This is a genomic window from Citrobacter amalonaticus Y19 (genome assembly GCF_000981805.1).
In the GTDB taxonomy this organism is placed as follows: domain Bacteria; phylum Pseudomonadota; class Gammaproteobacteria; order Enterobacterales; family Enterobacteriaceae; genus Citrobacter_A; species Citrobacter_A amalonaticus_C.
Genome location: NZ_CP011132.1, coordinates 1 through 24,424, shown reverse-complemented (window position 1 = coordinate 24,424; position 24,424 = coordinate 1). Strand labels below are relative to the sequence as shown.

Here is a 24,424-nt window from a genome sequence, read left to right as displayed (position 1 = left end):
TTACGCCTCCAGTGCCGGATCGACTTCCAGCACTTCAATATCAAAATGAACGGTATGCCCGGCCAGCGGATGGTTGAAATCAACGGTGATGGAGTCACCATTGATTTCACGGATCACACCAGGCATCTCACTGCCGTCCATTGCGGTAAAAAGCATAATAGCCCCGATTTCAGGTTCGCCTGCGTCCATAAATTCGCGGCGCGAGAAGTACTGAATCAGGTCAGGCGTCGTGATGCCAAACGCAGCATCCGGTTCCAGGGAAAAGGTGGTTTTATCGCCGTCTTTCAGTCCGAGAAGATGTTGCTCCAGTCCTTCAGACAGAGAACCATCCCCCAGGCGGAAAAGCGCGGGCTTGCCGTTATTACGGGTTGACTCTGCGGTGGAGCCATCGTCGAGTTTTAAGGTGAAGTGCACCAGCACCGCACTGTTACTCTGTACTGATTTAGACATGCAGGTTGCTCACTTGTTGTGACTCACCGGTTTGCCCGATGGCGCTTGCGCTTATCGGGCCTACAAGGTTCACGCTATTTTGTAGGCCGGATAAGGCATTTACGCCGCCGCCCGGCAATGGTTATGCGGCTTTTTTCTCTCTGGAGGGTAAAAAACCTTCCAGCACAATCAACGCCGCACCGACACAAATCGCACTGTCGGCGAGGTTAAACGTAGCAAAATGCCAGTCCCCGACGTAGAAATCGATCATATCGACAACGAAGCCATGCCACAGGCGGTCGAACAGGTTCCCCAGCGCACCGCCAATGATTAACGCATACGCGATGTTATTCAGCTTCTGCGTCGCTCTGGAGCGGTACATCATCACCGCCAGAATGACACAGATACCGATCGCAATACCGGCAAAGAACCAGCGCTGCCAGCCGCCGCTATCGGCGAGGAAGCTGAACGCCGCGCCATAGTTACGCGCATAATGCAGATTAAGCGACGGGAACAGCGGCACCGTATCCCCCAGAGCAAAATTCTGGAGGATCAGGTACTTGCTGCCCAAATCGATAATCAGCACGACTACCACCAGCCACAGCCAGCGTAGCCCTGTTGAACAAAGAGGCTTACTCATCAGGCAAACTTACGTTTTTCGCCGTCACCGGCGATGTTGCTGACACAGCGACCGCAGATTTCTGCGTGTTCCGCTACCTTGCCGACATCCGTCGTGTAATGCCAGCAACGCGGGCACTTATCACCTTCGGCTTTGCTCAGGGCGATCTTCAGCCCTTTGAGCACTTCGCTCTGCTGCGCGTCAGCAGAAGCCCCGGCATAGTCAGCGACTTTCGCCCCGGAGGTCAACAGGACAAATCGTAATTCGTCGCCCAGCGCGGTCAGTTTGGCAGCCAGTTCAGGTTCCGCGTACAGGGTCACTGCCGCTTCCAGAGAACCGCCCACTTTCTTATCCGCACGCGCTTGTTCGATAACTTTGTTCACTTCGCCGCGCACTTTCAGCAGCTCGTCCCAGAAGTCATCGTTCATCGCTTCGCTATCCGCCAGACCGAACAAACCTTCGTACCACTCGCCGGTGAAAACATACTTCTCACGGGAGCCCGGCAGGTAGCCCCAGATTTCATCTGCGGTGAAGGACATGATCGGTGCCATCCAGCGTACCAGCGCTTCCGCGATATGGTACAGCGCGCTCTGGCAGCTGCGACGCGCCACGCTGTCCGCTTTCGCGGTGTACTGACGGTCTTTGATGATGTCGAGATAGAACGAGCCCATTTCAACGGAGCAGAAACGCATCAGGCGCTGCACCACTTCGTGGAAATCATAGGATTCGTACGCTTTCAGGATATCTTCCTGAGCCGCTTTCGCGCAGCCGACCGCCCATCTGTCCAGTACCACCATCTCTTCCGGTTTCACCATGTCTTTTACCGGATCAAACCCGTTCAGGTTCGCCAGCAGGAAGCGCGCGGTGTTACGAATACGACGATAGCTGTCGGCAGCACGTTTGAGGATCTCATCCGAAACGGCCATTTCACCGGTGTAGTCAGTTGATGCCACCCACAGACGCAGAATGTCGGCGCCCAGTTTGTTCATCACATCCTGCGGCGAAACGGTGTTACCGATGGACTTGGACATTTTGCGGCCCTGACCATCAACGGTAAAGCCGTGCGTCAGTACCTGGCGATACGGCGCTTTGCCTTTCATCGCGGTGGAAATCATCAAAGAAGACATGAACCAGCCACGGTGCTGATCGGAGCCTTCCAGATACATATCCGCGGCATGACCGGCGAACTCCGGACGCACATCCACGACGGAGGCGTGGGTTGACCCTGAGTCAAACCAGACGTCCAGGGTATCCGGCACTTTCACGTACTGATCGGCCTCATCACCCAGGATATCTTTCGGGTCGAGATCCCACCAGGCCTGAATACCGTCAACTTCAACACGCTTCGCCACTTCTTCCATCAGTTCGATGGCGCGTGGGTGCAGCTCTTCCGTGTCTTTGTGAACGAACAGAGACATCGGCACGCCCCAGGTACGCTGACGGGAGATACACCAGTCAGGACGGTTCGCAACCATCGATTCGATACGTGCCTGACCCCAGTCCGGGATCCACTGCACGCCTTTGATCTCTTTCAGAGACTGTGCGCGCAGACCTTTCTGATCCATGCTGACGAACCACTGTGGGGTCGCACGGAAGATGATCGGCGATTTGTGGCGCCAGCAGCATGGATAGCTGTGCTGCATTTTCTCAACATGCAGCAGCGCGCCTTTTTCACGCAACAGTTCAACGATAAGATCGTTGGCTTTAAAGACGTTCACACCGTCCAGCGTCGGCCAGGTGCCCGGCAGATAAGCGCCGTCCGGCCCCACGGGGTTAGCGACTTCCAGACCGTATTTCTGGCCGATAACATAGTCATCCGGACCATGACCCGGCGCGGTATGTACTGCACCGGTACCAGCATCCAGCGTCACGTGATCGCCAAGGATCGCCGGAACGTCGAAGCCCATAAACGGATGAGTAAAGCGCAGCAGCTCAAGCTCCGCGCCTTTTACGGTTGCGAGAACGGTGTAGTCCGTCACGCCGATGCGTTGCATCACGCTTTCAACCAGATCTTTCGCCAGGATCACTGCCTGGCCGTCGATCTGTACCAGCGCATAATCAAAGTCAGGCGCAATGGAGATCGCGCGGTTTGCCGGCAGCGTCCACGGCGTGGTGGTCCAGATCACCAGCGAGATTGGGCCATTGGCATTCGTCACGCCAAATTTCGCCTTCACCGCATCCTGATCCGCAGCAACAAACGCCACGTCGATGGACGGAGAGGTTTTGTCGTAGTATTCCACTTCCGCTTCAGCCAGCGCAGAACGGCAGTCTACGCACCAGTGCACAGGCTTCGCGCCTTTATGCAGGTGACCATTGCCGATGATTTTACCCAGCGCACGGATGATGTTGGCTTCCGTTTTGAAGTCCATCGTCAGATACGGATGAGACCAGTCGCCGAGCACACCCAGACGAATAAAGTCTTTACGCTGACCGTCAACCTGGGTTGCGGCGTATTCACGGCACTTCGCACGGAACTCCGCTGCGGTAAATTTTTCGCCCGGCTTACCGAACTCCTGCTCCACTTTCAGCTCGATCGGCAGACCGTGACAGTCCCAACCCGGAACGTAAGGCGAGTCATATCCCGCGAGTCCTTTGGACTTCACGATAATGTCTTTCAGAATCTTGTTAACCGAGTGACCAATATGAATGCTGCCATTCGCATAAGGAGGGCCATCATGCAGAATGAAGGTTTTTTTGCCTTTTTTGGCCGCACGAATGATGCCGTACAGGTCATCATCAGTCCAACGCGCCAGCATTCCCGGTTCGCGTTTGGCGAGATCGCCGCGCATCGGGAACCCTGTTTCCGGCAAATTCAGGGTTGATTTAAAGTCACTCATCAGATTCTCGGTTCCGTATTGATTACCCAGGCATTTAAGCCGGTTTTGTTAGCCCAAAAAAATCACGGGCAGTTAATTCATCTCGCGCAATCTGCGCTTTGAGTTCATCCAGCGAGGCAAATCGCTGTTCATTGCGTATTTTTTTACGCAGTACAACATCTATATGGCGACCATAGAGGTCCATTGCAACATCCAGCAAATGCACTTCCAGTTGCTGGCGCACGCCCGAAACCGTCGGGCGGGTCCCGATGTTCGCCACGCCGGGCAACGGCGTCTCGCCAAGCCCCATCACTTCCACCGCATAGACCCCTTTTACCGGGGAAACCTGACGACGCAGCGGTAAATTCGCCGTCGGGAAACCAATGGTGCGCCCAAGTTCATCACCGTGCACGACGCGACCAGAGATGGTAAACGGATGGCCCAGCAGGCTTTCGGCGAGGACCAGATTGTCTTCTGCCAGCGCCTGACGCACGGCGGTACTGCTGATACGAACGCCACCTTCGCAGAAGGTTTGGGTGCTGGTGATATCGAAACCATATTCCACACCGGCCTTCTGTAATAACAAGAAATCGCCTTCGCGACCAGCGCCAAAGCGGAAATCATCCCCCACCGCGAGAAATTGCACGCCAAGACGATTCACCAGCAATTCGCTGATAAAGGTCTGCGCCGTGAGGGCAGCAAAACGGCGATCAAATCGCACGCACAGCACGTAGTCGACGCCGCATTGCGCGAGATAACGCAATTTTTCACGCAGGCGGGTCAGCCGCGCAGGGGCTTTATCTGTCGCAAACAGTTCAAGCGGCTGTGGTTCAAAAATCATCACCATCACCGGTAAGCCACGCCTGCGCCCTTCTTCCTGCAAACCTTGCAGCAGCGCACGATGACCACGATGTACGCCGTCGAAATTACCAATAGTCAGCACACACCCATGCGGGGCCTGACTGAGATTATGTATGCCGCGTATCAGCTTCATGTCTGGCTCAAAACAGTGAAAATCGCCAAAGTATACCTTGTACGGCGGTCAAGGTTAACCGGCGATTGATGTGGCGAAACAGAAAGCAGATGGATTTCATTACCCTGAGGCAAATACCGACCACAAACTGACAAAGCAATTCAATTTTTATCGCTGAAAAGCTGTATTCACAGCCCGCAAGCTGGTAGAATCCTGCGCCATCAATACGTAACGTAGCGTCGCTAGATTAACGGCGCTTATTTGCACAAATCCATTGACAAAAGAAGGCTAAAAGGGCATATTCCTCGGCCTTTGAATTGTCCATATAGAACACATTTGGGAGTTGGACCTTGGCTAATATCAAATCAGCTAAGAAGCGCGCCGTTCAGTCTGAAAAGGCTCGTAAGCACAACGCAAGCCGTCGCTCTATGATGCGTACTTTCATCAAGAAAGTATACGCAGCTATCGAAGCTGGCGACAAAGCTACTGCACTGAAAGCATTTAACGAAATGCAACCAATCGTGGACCGTCAGGCTGCTAAAGGTCTGATCCACAAAAACAAAGCTGCACGTCATAAAGCTAACCTGACTGCACAGATCAACAAACTGGCTTAATCGCCTGTTGATTGTTGCTTTGTGAAGAAACCCGCGCAAGCGGGTTTTTTTATGTCTGGACTATTTGTTCTGGGGCGTAAATAACGCCGAATAGTTCGTATTGCAGATACGCTGTACCGCTGGATGCTGAATCATCCTCTCGGCAAAGATGGCATGATATTCCTCCATCACATTCTCCACGCGACCAATTTCTACCACCGAATCGTCCGCGTAAAAGTCATGCGCATAAAGCGTTGGGGCCACGAAAATCGCATTGTGCGTCGCGCCAAAGGCTTTCATCAATGCGGCGTCGTCAAACTCCCCCAGAATCTCAATCTTCAGCCCCTGGGAATTGATCCAGTTCAGCAACTTGCGGCCTAACATCGAACGCCGTCCGGGAATCAGCAACCGTCGTTCTTCCAGGCAGGCCGGGAAGGGTTTTTCCGGTAACGGCTGGGTACACCAGAAGCTCACGCTACATTCGCCAATCTTCACCGAAAACAGCCCTTCCTGCTGCGTTGAGTCAATCGGGCAGTCTGAGATAATCATGTCCAGCTTATGCTGGCTGAGTTGCTCCAGCAGCATCTCGTGGGTCGATTCAAAACAGCGCAGGTGGATCTGTTCATCTTCAACGACGGCGGCATCCAGTACGTTGCTGACCAGTCGTTTCGACAGCGCATCCGCCACGCCTACGTCAAATAACAGATTGGACTCTTTGCGGTAGTTCACGATATCCAGCATCTCCTGGCTTAGGGTAAACATTTTATCCGCATAGCGAAAAACCAGTTCGCCAAGCTCACTGGGCTCCAGACCGCGCCCCTTACGCTTGAAGAGTTTACCCTGCAGGCGTTCCTCAAGCGCTTTAATCTGCCCGGTGATGGTTTGCGGCGTTAAATAGAGCGCCTCCGCCGCACCGACCACGGATCCCTCTTTATAGACGTGCCAGAAGTAATAGAGATGGTTGTAATTAATGTGGGACATACACTCTCTCTGATAAATGTCACAAAGGGGGAGCCGGAAGCGGCTCCCCAGCTAACTCGCCCCGATCAGACTGACGGGCGTAAACGTGCGCGCAGCAAGCTGTAGCCAATCACTGCCGACAGCAAGGAGCCAATCAGGATCCCCAGCTTCGCCCAGTTAATCAGCTCCGGATCCACGCTGCCAAAGGCCAGGCTGGCGATAAAGATCGACATCGTAAAGCCAATGCCGCACAGGATGCCGACCGCCATGATTTGCGGGAACGAGGTTCCCTCCGGCAGTTGCGCCAGCTTCAGACGCAGCGCCAGCCAGCAGAACAGGCTGATACCCAGCGGCTTACCCACCAGCAGGCCCGCAATGATGCCCAGCGGCAGGATGGAGGTCAGCCCGTCCATTGTCACGCCCTGCAACGAAACGCCCGCATTGGCGAAGGCAAACAGCGGCAGGATCAGATACGCCACCCACGGATGCAGAACGTGTTCCAGACGCTTCGCCGGAGAACGCCCGTACTTCTCTTTCAGCGGAATGAAGAAGCCGACGATCACGCCCGCCAGCGTCGCATGAACGCCAGATTTCAGCACGGCGGTCCACAGTACCACCCCGACGAGGATGTATACCCCCGTGCGCCGGACGCCGCACAGATTAAGGAGCGCCAGAATCGCAATCGCAAATGCCGCCACCGCCAATGACACCATCGACAGATCGTGGGTGTAGAAGACGGCGATGATAATGATCGCGCCCAGGTCATCAATGATCGCCAGCGCCATCAGAAAAATTTTCAACGCCAGCGGCACCCGACTGCCGAGCAGGGCCAGCACGCCCAGGGCAAATGCGATATCCGTGGCGGCCGGGATCGCCCAGCCTTCGCGGGTGATAGGATCGGCATAGTTGAATGCCAGATACAGCAGCGCCGGAACAATCATTCCGCCGATGGCGGCAATCACCGGGAAAGCCGCTTGTCGCAGACTCGCCAGAGAACCCTGCATCAACTCGCGTTTGACCTCAAGGCCAATCAGCAGGAAAAACACCGCCATCAGGGCGTCGTTGATCCACAGCAACATGTTTTTATTGATCTCAAGCGCGCCAACGCGCAGTTGGACTGGCGTCTCGAGAAAGTCGCGATACCATCCACTGGTTACACCCATATTGGCCATCAGCATAGCCAGCACGGCGGCGATGATAAGAATGATGCCCCCAGAGGCATCACTGCTAAAGAAACGATGCAGATGTTTCACTTTTTATTCTCTCTATTGGGTGAATACTTCGTAATTACTATCATACTTCGCATGAATAATCGTTAAAATCAGATTATCTGTGATAGAACGATCGGTTTTTTCGAGTTATAGAGACATAAAAAAAGCCTGAGATTTCGCAATCCCAGGCTTTTGGCCGATACGGCAGACGTGATTAACGGGTCAAATCATCAAAGAACTTTTTCACGCCGTCAAAGAAACTCTTGGAGCGCGGGCTGTTCTTTTCACCGGTTGGGCCGCCAAAGCTTTCCTGCAGATCTTTGAGCAGTTGCTTCTGTTTCTCGTTCAGACCGACCGGCGTTTCGACCACGACACGGCACAGCAAATCGCCCTGCGCGCCGCCGCGAACCGACTTCACGCCTTTGCCACGCATACGGAACAGTTTTCCGGTCTGCGTTTCGCTGGGGACTTTCAGCTTCACGCGGCCATCCAGCGTCGGAACTTCAATCTCGCCGCCGAGTGCTGCCATCGCAAAGTTGATCGGCACTTCACAGTACAGGTTGTTACCTTCACGTTCGAAAATTGGGTGCTGTTTTACCTGAACCTGAACGTACAAATCCCCTGCCGGTGCGCCGTGCTCGCCGGCTTCACCTTCGCCAGAGAGACGAATGCGGTCACCGGTATCCACGCCTGCCGGGATTTTAACCGACAGCGTTTTGCTCTTCTCGACGCGACCATGACCGTGACACTTATGGCACGGATCTTTGATCAGCGTACCGCGTCCCTGACAGTGCGGACAGGTTTGCTGAACCGCGAAGAAGCCCTGGCGCATCTGCACCTGACCGGAACCATGACAGGTCGGACAGGTCTGCGGCTGAGTCCCCGCTTTCGCGCCACTGCCGTGGCAAACATCACACTCTTCCAGCGTCGGAATGCGGATCTCTTTGGTCACGCCACGTACGGCTTCTTCCAGGGTGAGATCCATGTTGTAACGTAAATCGGCCCCACGCGCAGCACGTTGACGACCCCGACCACCGCCAAAGATATCGCCAAAAACGTCACCAAAGATATCGCTGAAGTCAGCGCCGCCGCCAAAACCGCCGCCGCCGCCCATCCCGCCTTGCTCAAACGCGGCGTGACCGTACTGGTCATAAGCAGCGCGTTTCTGCGAGTCGGTCAGGACTTCATACGCTTCTTTGATCTCTTTAAACTTGGCTTCGGCCTCTTTATCACCCTGGTTACGGTCCGGGTGAAATTTCATGGCCAGGCGCTTGTAGGCCTTTTTGATTTCACGCTCTTCCGCTGATTTGGAAACGCCTAAAATCTCGTAATAGTCTTGCTTAGCCATCTCTTTTTTCTGCCCTTAACATGCGTGCACGGGCGGAGAGGAAACCTCTTCGCCCGTGCCAGTAATTACCCGTTCAAAGGGCGATTATTTTTTGTCTTTCACTTCTTCAAACTCAGCGTCGACAACATCATCATCTTTCGCGTTGTTTGCAGAAGCGTCAGCGGAGCCCGCCTGCTGCTGTGCATGCTGCTGCTGAGCGATTTCCATCAGTTTCTGGGAAACCTGCGCCAGCTCCTGCATCTTCGCTTCGATGGCCGCTTTGTCTTCGCCTTTCAGCGCCGTCTCCAGTGCGGTCAGCGCAGACTCGATGGCCGTTTTGTCGTCAGCCGGTAACTGCTCGCCAGCTTCTTCAACCTGCTTACGCGTGCTGTGCAGCAGATGGTCGCCCTGGTTGCGGGTCTGAACCAGCTCTTCAAACTTACGGTCAGACTCAGCATTCGCTTCGGCTTCGCGAACCATTTTCTGAATTTCTTCTTCATTCAGGCCAGAAGACGCCTTGATGGTGATCTTCTGCTCTTTACCGCTATTTTTGTCTTTCGCGGAAACGTGCAGGATACCGTCAGCATCGATATCGAAGGTCACTTCGATCTGCGGCATGCCGCGCGGCGCCGGGCTGATCCCATCCAGGTTGAACTGACCCAGAGATTTGTTATCAGACGCACGTTTACGTTCACCCTGCAGCACATGGATGGTGACCGCAGACTGGTTGTCTTCTGCGGTAGAGAACACCTGGCTGTGCTTGGTCGGGATAGTGGTGTTTTTGTTGATCAGTGCAGTCATCACACCGCCCATGGTTTCGATACCCAGAGACAGCGGGGTAACGTCCAGCAGCAGTACGTCTTTCACATCACCGGTCAATACACCGCCCTGGACAGCAGCACCAATCGCCACGGCTTCGTCCGGGTTCACGTCTTTACGCGGTTCTTTACCAAAGAACTCAGCCACTTTCTTCTGCACCATTGGCATACGCGTCTGACCACCAACGAGGATAACGTCGTTGATATCAGATACCGACAGGCCAGCGTCCTGCAGAGCGACTTTCAGCGGCTCGATGGAACGGTTCACCAGATCTTCGACCAGGCTTTCCAGTTTCGCGCGAGTCACTTTGATGTTCATGTGTTTCGGACCGGTCGCATCTGCAGTGATGTACGGCAGATTCACGTCGGTCTGCTGTGCAGAAGAAAGCTCAATTTTCGCTTTTTCTGCTGCTTCTTTCAGGCGCTGCATGGCCAGCGGATCGTTACGCAGGTCAATGCCCTGATCTTTCTTAAATTCGTCAACCAGATAGTTGATCATACGGCTGTCGAAGTCTTCACCACCCAGGTGAGTATCACCGTTGGTCGCCAGAACTTCGAAGGTTTTTTCGCCGTCAACTTCGTCGATTTCGATAATAGAGATATCGAACGTACCGCCACCGAGGTCATAGACCGCGATAGTACGGTTACCGACTTCTTTATCCAGGCCGTAAGCCAGCGCTGCGGCAGTCGGTTCGTTGATGATACGTTTGACTTCCAGACCTGCGATACGACCGGCATCTTTGGTTGCCTGACGCTGAGCATCGTTGAAGTAAGCAGGTACAGTGATAACCGCTTCAGTTACCGGTTCGCCCAGGTAATCTTCCGCCGTTTTCTTCATTTTCTTCAGCACTTCAGCAGAGATCTGCGGCGGTGCCATTTTCTGACCTTTTACATCAATCCATGCATCACCGTTGTCAGCACCGATGATTTTGTACGGCATGATGGCTTCATCACGCTGTACTTCTTCGTCCTGGAAGCGGCGGCCAATCAGGCGTTTAATCGCAAACAGGGTGTTTTGCGGGTTTGTCACTGCCTGACGTTTAGCCGGCTGACCAACCAGAGTTTCACCATCCTGGGTATAAGCAATGATAGAAGGCGTGGTGCGATCGCCCTCGGCGTTCTCCAGCACGCGTGCGGTGGTGCCATCCATAATCGCTACACAAGAGTTGGTAGTACCCAGGTCGATACCAATAATTTTACCCATCTAAACGTCTCCACTAAAAATTCGGTCAACATGTGGTTGTGAGTCTGTAATAAGGGCGAAACGTGCGGTTTCAACTACCCTGATTCGTTTTTTTTCAGACTCACCACTGCGGTTGACTACTAAGTGGGGTCGCAACCCACTTCATCAAGGGGGGAATGAAAAAAAAATATTTATTCCCAGCGTAATAAAAGGCCATTAAAGCCGGGTTAGCTGACCAGCGACAGCGTTTTCATGGGCGAAAATATTCACTGAAACCATGAAAACAAAGCAACAATTCACATGAAAATTGTAATAAAAAGAAAAGATTACGGCATGGATCAGTACAAAGAGAGGGGTAAGATAAAGATCATTTTGCTGACCCTCTAAAAGAGAAAGACCATGAAATCTGTTCTGACGATCTCCGCCAGCTTGCTTGTGGGCGTTCTGTTCACCACAAGCGCTCAGGCTAACGACCACAAAGTATTGGGGGTCATTGCAATGCCCCGTAATGAAACCAACGATCTGGCGCTGAAAATTCCCGTCTGCCGCCCGGTCAAACGGATTCAATTAACCAGCGATCACGGCGACGTTCAGCTCAGCGGCGCCTCTGTCTATTTCAAAGCATCACGCAGCGCCAACCAGAGCCTGAATGTTCCGCACTTAATTAAAGAAGGGCAGACCACTGAGTGGATGAACATCAATAGCGATAACGACAATAAACGCTGCGTATCAAAAATCACCTTCTCAGGTCACACGGTGAACTCTTCTGATATGGCGACGTTGAAAATTATCGGCGACGACTAACCCGCTGTTTTTCTGAAAAATTGCAAAAGTTGAACCTAAGATGAATGTCACTTATTTAAATGACGAGGATTTGGATTTTCTTCAGCATTGTAGCGAAGAGCAACTGGCCGAATTTACCCGCTTGCTGACGCATAATGAAAAAGGGAAAACTCGTCTGTCGAGCGTGTTAAATCACAGCGAACGGTTTAAAGCGATGGAAGGACACCCGGAGCAGCACCGTCAGAACTGGCAACTAATTGCTGGCGAGTTTCAGCATTTCGGTGGCGATAGCATCGTCAATAAGCTACGGGGACACGGAAAGCGGTATCGTACCATTTTGCTCGATGTTTCCAGTCGGTTGTCGCTCAAGGCGGATAAAGAGATGTCCACTTTCGACATCGAGCAACAGTTACTGGAGCATTTTCTACGCAACACATGGAAAAAGATGGACGCGGAGCAACGGCAGGTGTTCCTGCAAGCTGTCAATGCAAAAGTCACTGAGCTTGAAGAGTTGCTGCCGCTCCTCCTGAAAGATCGCCAGTTGGCAAAAGGGGTTTCACACCTCCTTTCTGGTCAGCTTACCCGTATTCTGCGCACCCATGCCGCAATGAGCGTACTGGGTCATGGTTTGCTGCGTGGCGCAGGTCTCGGCGGCCCGGTGGGCGCAGCGCTAAACGGCGTGAAAGCGGTAAGCGGCAGCGCCTATCGCGTCACGATCCCGGCCGTACTGCAAATCGCCTGTTTGCGCCGGATGATCAACGCGACAAGAGCGTGATATCGGTCACAGGGGAAAATAATCCATTTTCCCCTTCTCAGATCATAGACAGCCCCTTTTCTCCTGATTATTATGCCGCGCCCCGAACGGTGTCATGTTTTAGCGGGGATAACTATTTCACCATTCAATTAATGATGATTTTGAGGATTTATGGGCAACACTAAGTTGGCTAACCCGGCACCGCTGGGCCTGATGGGCTTCGGCATGACCACCATTCTGCTTAACCTGCATAACGCGGGTTTCTTCGCCCTTGACGGTATTATTCTCGCGATGGGAATTTTCTACGGCGGTATCGCGCAAATTTTTGCCGGCCTGCTGGAATACAAGAAAGGGAACACCTTCGGTCTGACTGCATTCACCTCTTACGGCTCGTTCTGGCTGACGCTGGTTGCGATCCTGCTGATGCCGAAAATGGGTCTGACAGAAGCGCCTAATGCGCAGTTCCTCGGTGCCTACCTGGGTCTGTGGGGCGTATTCACCCTGTTCATGTTCTTTGGCACGCTGACAGGCGCACGCGCCTTGCAGTTCGTCTTCCTGAGCCTGACCGTTCTGTTCGCTCTGCTGGCCGTGGGTAACATCGCGGGTAACGAAGCGGTGATCCACTTTGCTGGTTGGGTTGGCTTAGTGTGTGGTGCCAGCGCCATTTATCTGGCGATGGGTGAAGTGCTGAACGAACAGTTCGGTCGTACCATTCTGCCGATTGGCGAAAAACACTGATCGTCAGTATCCCCCCGTTAAGGGGGGATCATTATTACGGCTGTTGTAGCTCAGCCTGCATTTCCGTATCGCGATAATACATATCCTGTCGCAGCCAGATTCCCAGTCCCAATCCCACCAGCGACAACGCCAGCACATACCATGCCGGTGCCATCGGCGAGACGCTCATCAGCAGCGTGACGGCAATCGGCGTCAGCCCACCGAAAATGGCGTAAGAGACATTGTAGGAAAATGAAATGCCGGTAAAGCGGACTTCCGCAGGAAACGCGCGCACCATCACGTATGGCACCGCGCCCACCACTCCTACGCACAGGCCCACCAACCCATAGAGCAGAAATAAGTGTTGCGGATGTGTGCCCGACAGGTGATAGAACAACCCGCTCGAACAGGCCAATAATATGCTGCCAACAATAAAGGTTTTGCTGGCGCCTACACGGTCGACGATGAAGCCTGCCAACAGGCAACCCACGCAGAGCATAATGGTCGCCACGCTGTTTGCCTGCAACGTCAGAGCCGGGGCCAGGCCGTATTGCTTTTGCAGCCAGACTGGCGACATTAAAATCACCACCACAATCCCTGCGGAAAGCAGCCAGGTCAGAAGCATGGAGATCACCACCGCCTTCTGGTGTTTAACCACGACCGACTTCACCGGCAGTTCCTGCGCCAGCCTCTTACGCTGTTGCATCTCCAGAAAAACCGGTGTTTCCTGTAACCAACGGCGTAAATACATCGCCACCAGACCAAAAACCCCGCCCAACAGGAACGGAATTCGCCAGCCATAGTCATGTACGGCCTGTTGCGTCAAAAGGGTATTAACCTGAGTGGCCACCACGGAACCCAGCAGGATCCCCACCGTCAGACCCGCCGTTAGCGTTCCGCAGGCAATACCGATACGACGTTCGGGAACGTGCTCGGCCACAAACACCCATGCGCCCGGAACTTCACCGCCAATCGCCGCCCCCTGCAAAATACGCATCAGCAGCAACAATAACGGCGCGACAATCCCCATAGAGGCGTAAGTTGGCAGCAAACCAATCGCCAGCGTTGGCACCGCCATCAGCAGAATGCTCAGGGTGAACATCTTTTTGCGCCCGACCAGATCGCCAAAATGCGCCATGATGATGCCGCCTAACGGACGCGCCAGATATCCGGCAGCGAAGATGCCGAAGGTTTGTACCTGACGTAGCCATTCGGGAATATCGGCGGGGAAAAACAACTCCCCCACTACGGCTGCGAAAAAGACGAAGATAATGAAATCGTAAAACTCAAGCGCACCGCCAAGGGCGGCCAGCGTCAGCGTTTTATAATCCTGGCGATTCAGGGGGCGTGTATGTTGTGGCATAGCGAACCATAAGTCAGTGGAACGTTGGATGTTATGAAAGATATCTGTAAAGCAAAACTTACTATATCGTAAACAAATCAACACGCCACTTTCACCGCCGCTTATCTTACGAAAAGACTAACTTCAGGCGTTTGTTTCACGCCTTGCGCTTTTCGGGCGAAAAGATGCTACGATTTCCGGTGCAGTTTCCACATACGGCCCTTCAAGAAGCTGTATACAATACGGTACACTTGCGAAGATACCCGCCACCACGACCTTGCCTTCGGCATCCTTCACCCCTTCCAGGGTCTCTTTGATGGATTTTGGCTGTCCCGGTAAGTTGAGGATTAACGCCTGCTTGCGGATAACCCCAACCTGGCGTGACAAAATCGCCGTCGGCACAAAGTGCAGACTAATCTGCCGCATCTGTTCGCCAAAGCCAGGCATCTGACGATCGGCGACCGCGAGGGTGGCATCCGGCGTGACATCACGACGTGCAGGACCGGTGCCCCCGGTGGTCAGCACCAGATGGCAACTCATCTCGTCCACCAGCTCACATAACGTTTGCTCGATGATGGCCTGTTCGTCAGGAATCAAGCGCGTCAGCACCTCGAATGGGGTGGTCAGCGCCGTCGATAGCCACTCTTCCAGCGCAGGGATGCCTTTATCCTGATAGACGCCGCTGGAGGCGCGGTCAGAAATGGAAACTAAGCCAATACGTAAGGTGTTCATGATTATTCCGTTTAGACAGTCTCGTTAAACAGAATGATACACTGCGAAGGGAAGGACAGACAGGGTTCAGAAGAGGTAGCGTGACCGGCGTACCGACCACGCTACATTGGGCAAAAATGATTACAGCAGGTCGCCGATCATTTTCTCCAGTTTTTCCTGGTCGACAGCAAACTTACGGATACCGTCCGCCAGTTTGTCTACCGCCATTGGATCCTGGTTGTGCTGCCACAGGAACTCAGCTTCAGTGATGCGTTCCGGGCGCGCTTTCACTTCGCCAGAGAAGGACAGTTTACGCTCGATAGCCCCTTCGCTTTCCGCCAGTTCTTTCAGTAGTGCCGGTGCGATGGTCAGGCGGTCACAGCCAGCCAGCTCAAGGATTTCGCCGATGTTACGGAAGCTTGCGCCCATCACAACCGTCTCGTAGCCGTGCTGTTTGTAGTATTCGTAGATCTCCGTTACGGAAACCACACCCGGATCTTCAGCCGGAGCATACTCTTTCTTGTCGGTATTGGATTTATACCAGTCAAGAATACGACCCACGAACGGGGAGATCAGGAACACGCCCGCTTCAGCACAAGCGCGCGCCTGCGCGAAGGAGAACAGCAGCGTCAGGTTACAGTTGATGCCTTCTTTTTCCAGTTGCTCTGCCGCGCGGATGCCCTGCCAGGTTGAAGCCAGTTTGATCAGAATGCGATCGTTGCTGATGCCTGCATCGTTGTACAGTTTGATGATGCGTTTCGCTTTGGCGATAGATGCGTCGGTGTCGTAGGACAGACGAGCATCCACTTCAGTGGAGATACGACCCGGGACCAGTTTCAGGATCTCCAGACCGATGTTCACTGCCAGTTTGTCGGTTGCGTCAACAATCTGCTGCGCGCGGTCGCTGCTCTGCTGCTTAGCCCAGGCAACAGCGTCATCAATCAGCTTACGATATTCCGGGATCTGTGCTGCGTTAAGAATGAGAGAAGGGTTGGTTGTGGCATCCTGCGGCTGATACAGCTTCATTGCCGCGATATCTCCGGTGTCGGCCACCACGGTGGTGAACTGACGAAGGGAGGTCAATTTGTCCGTCATGATAGTGTTTCTCTTTAAACAGCTTGTTAGGGGGATGTAACCGGTCTGCCCTGATGATAACACGACGTAGTGACAGCGCAACCGCAGACAATGCGCTAATCCCCCTTGAGGGCACCTGTGGACAATTTCTGGGCCCGGCCTTGATGTGGCACGCCATTCAGGCGCTCAACCTCATGTATACTACGAGGTCGCTATCAATTGCCCGGCAGCGTATATACTATTTGACAATTGGTAACGCTTACACAGGGTTGTTACAGCGTACCGGCAGCAACAAGAGGGATGTTAATGCCTGATTTTTTCGCGTTTATTAATGATGTGCTATGGGGATCGGTGATGATCTACCTGCTCTTCGGGGCAGGGTGTTGGTTTACCTGGCGCACAGGCTTCGTACAATTTCGCTATATCCGCCAGTTTGGCAGAAGCCTGAAAAACAGCATTAACCCGCAGCCGGGAGGGTTAACGTCGTTTCAGTCACTCTGTACCAGCCTTGCCGCCCGTATCGGTAGCGGCAACCTGGCGGGCGTGGCGCTGGCCATTACCGCAGGCGGACCTGGCGCAGTGTTCTGGATGTGGGTCGCCGCCATCATTGGTATGGCGACCTCGTTTGCCGAATGCGCCCTTGCACAGCTCTACAAAGAGCGCGATCGACACGGTCAGTTTCGCGGTGGCCCCGCCTGGTATATGGCGCGTGGGTTAGGCATGCGCTGGATGGGCGTGTTATTCGCCATCTTTTTGCTGATCGCCTACGGACTGGTGTTCAACAGCGTGCAGGCCAACTCCGTGTCCCGCGCCCTCAAATTCGCGTTTGATTTCCCGCCGATCGCCACCGGTATTGTCATGGCGATAGCCGCCCTGCTGGTCATTGTTCGGGGGATCAAGGGCGTGGCACGGATGATGCAGTGGTTCGTCCCGGTGATGGCGCTGATGTGGGTGGTCACCAGCCTGGTGGTTTGTCTGATCAACATCGGTCAGTTGCCTGACATCATCATTTCTATCGTCAAAAGCGCATTTGGCTGGCAAGAAGCCGCGGGCGGCGTCGCGGGATATACGCTGAGCCAGGCGATCACCAGCGGTTTTCAACGCAGTATGTTTTCCAATGAAGCCGGGATGGGCTCAACGCCTAACGCCGCTGCCGCCGCATCATCCTGGCCGCCGCACCCTGCGGCGCAGGGGATTGTGCAGATGATCGGTATTTTTATCGATACGCTGGTCGTCTGTAGTGCAACGGCGATGCTGGTTTTACTGGCGGGCAACGGCACGACCTATGCGCCAATGGAAGGGATCCAACTGGTGCAGAAAGCAATGAATGTGCTGGTCGGTGACTGGGGGGCTGCGTTCGTCGCGGTTATCGTGATTCTTTTTGCCTTCAGCTCCATTGTGGTCAACTACATCTATGCGGAAAACAACCTGTACTTTTTGAACCTGGATAATAAGCGCACCATCTGGATTTTACGTATTGCCACCTGCTCAACGGTGGTGGCCGGAACGTTGCTCAGCTTCCCGCTGCTATGGCAGTTGGCAGATATCATCATGGCCTGCATGGCGATCACTAACCTGACGGCAATATTGCTGCTCTCTCCGGTGGTGCATACCCTGGCCAGCGACTACTTGCGTCAGCGAAAACTGGGGGTTCGTCCGGTCTTTGATCCGCTGCGCTATCCGGATATTGAACAGCAACTGGCGCCAGATGCCTGGGACGACATACCGCGAGACTAATCGCAACTATCGATCAACTCAGCCGTGTTTTTTGCTACAGTCGCAGTAAATTTCCTGCAAGGACTGGATATGCTGATTTTGATTTCACCTGCAAAAACGCTCGACTACCAGAGCCCGCTGGCGACAACGCGCCATACGCTGCCTGAGTTGCTGGACCACTCCCAGCAACTGATCCATGTGGCGCGCCAACTCTCAGCCCCGCAGATCGGTAAACTGATGCACATCAGCGATAAGCTCGCTGACCTGAACGCCACCCGTTTTCACGACTGGCAGCCGAACTTCACGCCGGAAAACGCGCGCCAGGCTATTCTGGCCTTCAAAGGTGACGTCTATACCGGATTACAGGCCGACACCTTCAGCGAAGCCGATTTCGATTTTGCCCAGCAGCATTTGCGTATGCTCTCAGGTCTGTACGGCGTGCTGCGCCCGCTGGATCTGATGCAACCTTATCGTCTGGAAATGGGCATTCGTCTGGAGAACGCGAAAGGAAAGGATCTGTATCAATTCTGGGGCGATATCATCACGGATAAGCTCAATGAAGCGCTCGCCGCACAGGGCGACCAGGTGGTGATTAACCTTGCATCAGATGAATACTTCCGATCCGTAAAGCCGAAGAAACTGAACGCTGAGCTAATCAAACCCGTCTTCCTCGACGAGAAAAACGGCACGTTCAAAGTCATCAGTTTCTACGCTAAAAAGGCGCGCGGCCTGATGAGCCGCTACATCATTGAAAACCGTCTGACGAAGCCCGAACAGCTCACCGACTTCAACAGCGAAGGTTACTTCTTTGATGACGCCGCCTCCGGGAATGGCGAATTGGTGTTTAAGCGTCACGAGCAGTAATACTCTGCCGGGAGACGCGCGTCTGCCCGGCATCCGCATTAATGGTGTTTCCCGCCAGGACCTGGACGATGATCGTCATGACGACGGTCATCGTGTTTATCATAGTGCGGTTGCGGACGCGGTCCGTGCGACTGCCAGCGATTTCCGCGCCATTCATAGTGTTTATTCCACCAGCCATGGTCGCGCCAGCTTCCGCCATCCCAGTAGTTACCGTGATTATCGCGATCGCCAATCTGTAATGTAACGGCAGGAACCAGGGTGATTTCAGCCGCCTGCACGGCAAGTGGAGTCACCAGCATCATGGAGAGCGCCAGAAGCACAGGTTTCAGTTTGTTCATGAGGAACTCCTTTCTGTCATTGCCCGTTTCGGGTCGATGAAAGGAGATTACGTGATGGGAACGTGAGTTGTTATTCTCCGCAATCCTAATCTCTAAGTGTCCGCATTTATTGGGAATTTCTGCTTTTTCTCTGCGTAATTTCTCCTTATTTTCTCCATAAAAAAGCCGGGTATCCCCGGCTTGTTCAAAACGATGACAAACTTAACTGCGCGTCATCATCAGCTTACGCAGAGCAGCGAAATCTGCCGGCAGATGTTGCGAAAGCAGCGGCAGATCCGCACGATCCGCCAGTTCTTTCGGCAGATCCAGCGTTTCGTTCAGGATAGCTTCTACGCTCTCTTTAAACTTCGCCGGGTGCGCGGTGCCGAGGAACAGGCCGTACTCGCCCGGATTGAGCTGGTCACGCAGAGCGCGGTACGCCACTGCCGCATGCGGCTCAGAGGTGTAGCCCTTCGCTTTCAGTTCACGCATCGTGTCCTGGGTAGTTTCATCATCCACAGCAGCGTAACCGAGCTCATTCAGACGCCAGATTTTACGGCGGAACAGTTCCTCTACGCGCGGCCAGTTGTTCGGCTGACTCACGTCCATCGCGTTGGACAACGTTGCCTGGGTCGCTTTTGGCGCCCACTGTCCCTCCCGCAGGAAGCGTGGCACCGTGTCGTTAACGTTAGTGGCGGCGATAAAACGTTTCACCGGCAGGCCGAGGGATTTCGCCAGCAAGCCCGCCGTCAGGTCGCCAAAGTTGCCGCTTGGAACAGAAACAACCAGTTGATTCCGCGCTTCCTGCGGCAATTGCGCAACAGCTTCAAAGTAGTAACAAATCTGCGCCAGCAGACGGCTGATATTGATGGAGTTAGCCGAGTTCAGTCCCAGCGCCACTTTCAGCTCTTCATCATCAAACGCCTGTTTGACCAGCGCCTGGCAGGCATCAAAATCACCGTCGATGGCGACGGTTTCAATGTTGCCGCCCAGCGTACAGAACAGTTTTTCCTGCAACGGACTGATTTTGCCGTTCGGATAGAGGATCACCACGCGCACGTTCGGCAGACCATAAAACGCATGCGCCACAGCCGCGCCGGTATCACCGGAGGTTGCCGTCAGAATGGTCACCGGTTTGTCGCCGCTGATGTGGGTCAGCATCTGCGCCATAAAACGCCCGCCGAAATCTTTAAACGCCAGCGTCGGACCGTGGAACAGCTCCAGACAGCCGACATCACCCTCCACCTGGGCAACCGGTGCCGGAAAAGCAAAGGCAGCGCGCACGCGCGCTTCGAGGATCTCTTGCGGGATTTCATCGCCGATAAACGCGGACAGGATCTTCGCGCTGCGGCTGACGAAGTCCTGGTTCAGCATCTCATCAACTTCTGTCAGGTTGAATTCCGGCAGATCGTGCGGGAAAAACAGCCCCTGATTTTTGCCCAGCCCCTGCGTGACGGCCTGCGCAAAACTAACCTGCTCGTTGTGATCTTTAAGATTGTAGAGTTTCATCAATTATCCCAGTACTCGTGCGCCCGCCGTATCCAGCCGGCAAATATGAACAAAGCCTTCCTGATTTTGCAGGTAGTGACTGCCCAGCCAGTCCGCCACGCGCTGCGCCGTATCCATTTTATCGCAGAGCGCAAACAGCGTCGGCCCTGAACCGGAAATCCCGCTCGCCAGCGCGCCAATTTCGGCGACGGCCTGACGCGCCTGGGCAAAACCAGGCAGCAGACGCTCGCGATACGGTTCGGCAATCACATCCTTCATCAGTTTCGCCGCAAGCCCTGGCTGGCGGGAATAGCAGGCGTGAATAAACCCGGCCAGGTGTCGCCCGTGGGCAATGCAATCCTGGCGACGATATTGTGCGGGTAAAATAGCCCGCGCTTCTGCGGTGGAGACCTTAATGCCTGGATAGGCCAGCACCCACAGCCACTCATCAAAGCCTGGCACCTGCTGACTGATAATGCCGTTTTCTTCGATCATCAATTGCATACCGCCGAGGAAGCACGGCGCGACGTTATCGTAATGAATGCTGCCGGAGATACGCCCTTCCAGCTCCCCCATAATCACCAGCAGGCGCGTATCATTCAGCGGCTTACCGCAGTGCTCATTCATCGCCACCAGCGCCGCCACCACCGAGCAGGCGCTGGAGCCTAATCCGGAGCCGATCGGCATATTTTTTTCCAGCGTCATCGTCACCGGAATTTGCTTACCCAACTCCTGACAAAAACGCTCCCAGCACTGGTAGACAATATTTTCACGCGGTTCTGACGGCAGTTTGTCAGCAAAGCGACCCAGATTGTTCAGACTGAAACTGTCCGCCGCCTCGACCGTTACCACGTCGCCCAGCAATGCGCCATCAACGGGGGTCACTGCCGCCCCGAGCACATCAAATCCAACGCTCATATTGGCACTGGAAGCCGGGGCATAAACTTTAACCATGTTAAACTCCTAGCTTCCATGAGAGGGTGCGCAACAGGTCAGCAAATACCCCTGCCGCCGTGACGTCGTTGCCCGCGCCATAACCGCGCAGAACCAACGGCAGCGGCTGATAGTAGTGGCTGTAGAAAGCCAGCGCATTTTCGCCGTTTTTCACTTTGTACAACGGATCGTTACCGTCCACTTCAGAAATTTTCACTCGACACACGCCGTCTTCTTCGATGTTGCCAACATAGCGCAATACTTTGCCCTCATCACGGGCTTTTGCCACGCGAGCGGCGAACGCGTCGTCAAGCTGCGACAGATTCGCCATGAACGCGTCAACGTCGCCGGAGTCATCAAATGCTTTCGGCAACACCGGTTCAATGACGATGTCAGACAACTCCAGCTCGCGTCCGGTTTCACGGGCAAGGATCAGCAGCTTACGCGCCACATCCATTCCGGAAAGATCGTCACGCGGGTCTGGCTCGGTATAGCCCATTTCACGCGCGATGCGGGTCGCTTCAGAAAGGCTCATGCCTTCGTCGAGCTTACCGAAAATAAACGACAGTGAACCAGACAGAATGCCGGAGAATTTCAGTAACTCATCGCCCGCGTTCAACAGGTTTTGCAGGTTTTCGATCACCGGCAGACCGGCACCCACGTTGGTGTCATAGAGGAATTTACGCCGTGATTTCGCGGCAGCGAAACGCAACTGATGGTAGTAATCCATCGACGAGGTATTCGCCTTTTTGTTCGGCGTGACCACGTGGAAGCCTTCGCGCAGGAAATCAGCGTATTGATCGGCCACCGCCTGACTGGAGGTACAGTCAACAATCACCGGGTTCAGCAGATGATATTCCTTCACCAGGCGAATTAAGCGCCCCAGATTGAACGGCTCTTTCGCTTCAGCCAGCTCGGCCTGCCAGTTCTCAAGATTCAGGCCATGCACATGGGTCAACAGCGCTCTGGAGTTCGCCACGCCGCACACGCGCAGGTCGATATGTTTTTTCTTCAGCCAGGTTTGCTGACGCTTAAGCTGCTCCAGCAACGCACCGCCTACCCCACCCACGCCAATGACAAACACTTCAATTACCTGATCGGTATTGAACAGCATCTGATGGGTGACGCGTACGCCTGTCGTGGCGTCGTCATTGTTAACCACCACTGAAATAGAACGCTCGGAAGAACCCTGCGCAATCGCCACGATATTGATATTGGCGCGCGCCAGTGCGGCAAAGAATTTCGCCGAGATACCGCGCAGCGTCCGCATGCCATCCCCGACGACGGAGATAATCGCCAGCCGCTCAGTCACCGCCAGGGGTTCCAGTACGCCCTCTTTCAGCTCGAGGTAGAACTCATCCTGCAAGGCGCGCTGTGCACGGGCACAGTCTGCCTGTGGCACACAAAAGCTGATGCTGTACTCAGAAGAAGACTGGGTAATCAGTACGACGGAAATTCCCGCGCGGGACATCACCGCAAACACACGCGCCGCCATCCCCACCATCCCTTTCATACCAGGACCGGAGACGTTGAACATCGCCATATTGTTGAGGTTTGAAATCCCCTTCACCGGCAGATCGTCTTCATCGCGACTGGCGCCGATCAGCGTGCCTGCCGCCTGCGGGTTACCGGTATTTTTGATGAGGCAAGGGATCTGGAACTGTGCGATGGGGGTAATGGTACGAGGGTGTAGCACTTTCGCGCCGAAATAGGAGAGCTCCATCGCTTCCTGATAAGACATCGACTTCAGTAACCTGGCATCAGGCACCTGACGCGGGTCGCAGGTATAAACACCGTCGACATCCGTCCAGATCTCACAGCAGTCGGCACGTAAGCAGGCAGCCAGAACCGCAGCTGAGTAATCAGAACCGTTACGCCCCAGCACCACCAGTTCGCCTTTCTCATTACCGGCGGTGAAACCGGCCATCAGCACCATGTGGTCAGCGGGAATACGTCCGGCGGCGATGCGACGAGTCGATTCGGCAATATCGACAGTGGATTCAAGATAGTGTCCCACCGCCAGCAGTTTTTCGACCGGATCAATAACGGTAACGTGGTGGCCGCGTGCTTCCAGTAACCCCGCCATGATGGCGATCGACATCTTTTCGCCACGGCAGATGAGCGCGGCGTTAATGCTGTCCGGGCACTGTCCGAGCAGGCTGATCCCATGCAGCACATGCTTGATTTGGGCAAATTCCTGCTCAACAAACACTTTCAGTTGCGCCAGCGGAAAGCCCGGCTGGGCGTCGGCGAGTCCAGTCAACAGTTCGGCGAAAATACGTTCGGCATCGCTGATATTGGGCAATGCGTCCTGACCTCCGATGGTTTTTTCAATCATCGCCACCAGATGGTTGGTAATTTTAGCGGGGGCAGAAAGAACGGTCGCTACCTGCCCCTGCCTGGCATTGCTCTCCAGAATATCGGCAACCCGCAGAAAACGTTCTGCATTTGCCACTGATGTACCGCCGAACTTCAACACTCGCATGGTTGTTACCTCGTTACCTTTGGTCGAAAAAAAAGCCCGCACTGTTCGGTGCGGGCTTTTTTCTGTGTTTCCTGTACGCGTCAGCCCGCACCGTTACCTGTGGTAATGGTGATGGTTGTGGTAATGGTGATGCTGATGCGTTTCATGGATGTTGTGTACTCTGTAATTTTTATCTGTCTGTGCTGTATGTCTATATTGGTTAAAGTATCTGGTGACCTAAGTCAATAAATATTTGATTTACTCACCTGACGAAACTTGTTCATGTGCTGCTGGCGAAGGGTTTATTTTCAACCAATACAGCAGGAACATCC

Annotated in this window: 23 protein-coding genes and 1 other annotated feature; of the genes, 6 read left to right on the top strand and 17 right to left on the bottom strand. The window is 54.1% G+C overall.

The annotated features are described in order from the left end of the window. From fkpB to F384_RS30270, 5 genes are all read right to left on the bottom strand, one after another. The gene (gene fkpB / locus F384_RS00110) at positions 1 to 450 is read right to left on the bottom strand and encodes an FKBP-type peptidyl-prolyl cis-trans isomerase (protein WP_042998001.1); all 450 of its coding nucleotides are present in this window, start codon (positions 448 to 450) and stop codon (positions 1 to 3) included. 121 nt (positions 451 to 571) lie between these two features. Continuing rightward, on the bottom strand, positions 572 to 1,069 hold the full coding sequence (gene lspA, locus F384_RS00105; RefSeq protein ID WP_046475289.1) for a signal peptidase II: 498 nt from the start codon (positions 1,067 to 1,069) through the stop codon (positions 572 to 574). Next, positions 1,069 to 3,885, bottom strand: coding sequence for an isoleucine--tRNA ligase (gene ileS / locus F384_RS00100; protein WP_046475287.1), 2,817 nt, complete (start codon positions 3,883 to 3,885; stop codon positions 1,069 to 1,071). Before ileS ends, lspA begins: the two co-directional genes overlap by 1 nt. 34 nt (positions 3,886 to 3,919) lie before the next feature. Then, the gene (gene ribF / locus F384_RS00095) at positions 3,920 to 4,858 is read right to left on the bottom strand and encodes a bifunctional riboflavin kinase/FAD synthetase (RefSeq protein ID WP_046475284.1); all 939 of its coding nucleotides are present in this window, start codon (positions 4,856 to 4,858) and stop codon (positions 3,920 to 3,922) included. Positions 4,859 to 4,865: 7 nt separating this feature from the next. Continuing rightward, positions 4,866 to 5,063: a DUF2575 family protein gene (locus F384_RS30270; protein ID WP_052746862.1), complete on the bottom strand. Its 198-nt coding sequence runs from the start codon at positions 5,061 to 5,063 to the stop codon at positions 4,866 to 4,868. A gap of 124 nt (positions 5,064 to 5,187) precedes the next feature. Here F384_RS30270 and rpsT point away from each other — a divergent pair, with 124 nt between their 5' ends. Next, entirely contained in the window at positions 5,188 to 5,451 is a 264-nt protein-coding gene (gene rpsT, locus F384_RS00090) for a 30S ribosomal protein S20 (RefSeq protein ID WP_003018940.1), read from the top strand. Positions 5,452 to 5,511: 60 nt separating this feature from the next. On the opposite strand, the gene nhaR is transcribed toward rpsT, so the two are convergent. The 4 genes from nhaR to dnaK form a co-directional block, all read right to left on the bottom strand. Continuing rightward, positions 5,512 to 6,411, bottom strand: a complete 900-nt coding sequence (gene nhaR / locus F384_RS00085; protein WP_046475251.1) for a transcriptional activator NhaR — start codon at positions 6,409 to 6,411, stop codon at positions 5,512 to 5,514. A 65-nt stretch (positions 6,412 to 6,476) separates the two neighbouring features. After that, on the bottom strand, positions 6,477 to 7,643 hold the full coding sequence (nhaA, locus tag F384_RS00080; protein ID WP_046475249.1) for a Na+/H+ antiporter NhaA: 1,167 nt from the start codon (positions 7,641 to 7,643) through the stop codon (positions 6,477 to 6,479). A gap of 172 nt (positions 7,644 to 7,815) precedes the next feature. Beyond that, complete coding sequence (gene dnaJ, locus F384_RS00075; protein WP_046475247.1) at positions 7,816 to 8,949, bottom strand: molecular chaperone DnaJ; 1,134 nt, start codon at positions 8,947 to 8,949, stop codon at positions 7,816 to 7,818. A gap of 84 nt (positions 8,950 to 9,033) precedes the next feature. Continuing rightward, a complete protein-coding gene (dnaK, locus tag F384_RS00070) occupies positions 9,034 to 10,950 on the bottom strand; it encodes a molecular chaperone DnaK (protein ID WP_046475244.1) in 1,917 nt (638 codons plus the stop codon). A 378-nt stretch (positions 10,951 to 11,328) separates the two neighbouring features. On the opposite strand from dnaK, the gene F384_RS00065 reads away from it, so the two are divergent. From F384_RS00065 to satP, 3 genes are all read left to right on the top strand, one after another. After that, positions 11,329 to 11,733 (top strand): DUF2541 family protein, encoded by a 405-nt coding sequence (locus tag F384_RS00065; RefSeq protein ID WP_046475242.1) that lies wholly within the window; start codon positions 11,329 to 11,331, stop codon positions 11,731 to 11,733. A gap of 40 nt (positions 11,734 to 11,773) precedes the next feature. Beyond that, positions 11,774 to 12,487 (top strand): acidic protein MsyB, encoded by a 714-nt coding sequence (gene msyB, locus F384_RS00060; RefSeq protein ID WP_046475239.1) that lies wholly within the window; start codon positions 11,774 to 11,776, stop codon positions 12,485 to 12,487. A gap of 150 nt (positions 12,488 to 12,637) precedes the next feature. Further along, entirely contained in the window at positions 12,638 to 13,204 is a 567-nt protein-coding gene (satP, locus tag F384_RS00055; RefSeq protein ID WP_046475236.1) for an acetate uptake transporter, read from the top strand. 34 nt (positions 13,205 to 13,238) lie between these two features. Here the strand turns inward: satP and F384_RS00050 are convergent, their stop codons facing one another. The 3 genes from F384_RS00050 to tal form a co-directional block, all read right to left on the bottom strand. After that, a complete protein-coding gene (locus tag F384_RS00050; RefSeq protein WP_046475233.1) occupies positions 13,239 to 14,546 on the bottom strand; it encodes an MFS transporter in 1,308 nt (435 codons plus the stop codon). A gap of 123 nt (positions 14,547 to 14,669) precedes the next feature. Further along, positions 14,670 to 15,257: a molybdopterin adenylyltransferase gene (gene mog, locus F384_RS00045; RefSeq protein WP_046475230.1), complete on the bottom strand. Its 588-nt coding sequence runs from the start codon at positions 15,255 to 15,257 to the stop codon at positions 14,670 to 14,672. A gap of 120 nt (positions 15,258 to 15,377) precedes the next feature. Further along, positions 15,378 to 16,331 carry a transaldolase gene (gene tal / locus F384_RS00040; RefSeq protein ID WP_046475226.1) on the bottom strand — a complete coding sequence of 318 codons (954 nt, stop codon included), beginning with the start codon at positions 16,329 to 16,331 and terminating at the stop codon, positions 15,378 to 15,380. A 285-nt stretch (positions 16,332 to 16,616) separates the two neighbouring features. On the opposite strand from tal, the gene F384_RS00030 reads away from it, so the two are divergent. Next, positions 16,617 to 18,047 (top strand): alanine/glycine:cation symporter family protein, encoded by a 1,431-nt coding sequence (locus tag F384_RS00030; protein WP_046475221.1) that lies wholly within the window; start codon positions 16,617 to 16,619, stop codon positions 18,045 to 18,047. Positions 18,048 to 18,116: 69 nt separating this feature from the next. Next, positions 18,117 to 18,890 (top strand): peroxide stress protein YaaA, encoded by a 774-nt coding sequence (yaaA, locus tag F384_RS00025; RefSeq protein WP_046475218.1) that lies wholly within the window; start codon positions 18,117 to 18,119, stop codon positions 18,888 to 18,890. 38 nt (positions 18,891 to 18,928) lie between these two features. Here yaaA and F384_RS00020 read toward each other — a convergent pair whose 3' ends face one another. From F384_RS00020 to thrL, 5 genes are all read right to left on the bottom strand, one after another. Then, on the bottom strand, positions 18,929 to 19,228 hold the full coding sequence (locus F384_RS00020; protein WP_046475215.1) for a DUF2502 domain-containing protein: 300 nt from the start codon (positions 19,226 to 19,228) through the stop codon (positions 18,929 to 18,931). 201 nt (positions 19,229 to 19,429) lie between these two features. Continuing rightward, entirely contained in the window at positions 19,430 to 20,716 is a 1,287-nt protein-coding gene (gene thrC, locus F384_RS00015; RefSeq protein ID WP_046475214.1) for a threonine synthase, read from the bottom strand. A gap of 3 nt (positions 20,717 to 20,719) precedes the next feature. Continuing rightward, positions 20,720 to 21,649, bottom strand: a complete 930-nt coding sequence (gene thrB, locus F384_RS00010) for a homoserine kinase (protein WP_046475212.1) — start codon at positions 21,647 to 21,649, stop codon at positions 20,720 to 20,722. Between the two features lies 1 nt (position 21,650). Further along, positions 21,651 to 24,113, bottom strand: a complete 2,463-nt coding sequence (thrA, locus tag F384_RS00005) for a bifunctional aspartate kinase/homoserine dehydrogenase I (RefSeq protein ID WP_046475209.1) — start codon at positions 24,111 to 24,113, stop codon at positions 21,651 to 21,653. A 25-nt stretch (positions 24,114 to 24,138) separates the two neighbouring features. After that, positions 24,139 to 24,258 (bottom strand) — a sequence feature (Thr leader region). Further along, on the bottom strand, positions 24,194 to 24,259 hold the full coding sequence (thrL, locus tag F384_RS28320; protein ID WP_032337689.1) for a thr operon leader peptide: 66 nt from the start codon (positions 24,257 to 24,259) through the stop codon (positions 24,194 to 24,196). Its footprint overlaps the feature before it by 65 nt. Between the last annotated feature and the right edge of the window lie 165 nt (positions 24,260 to 24,424).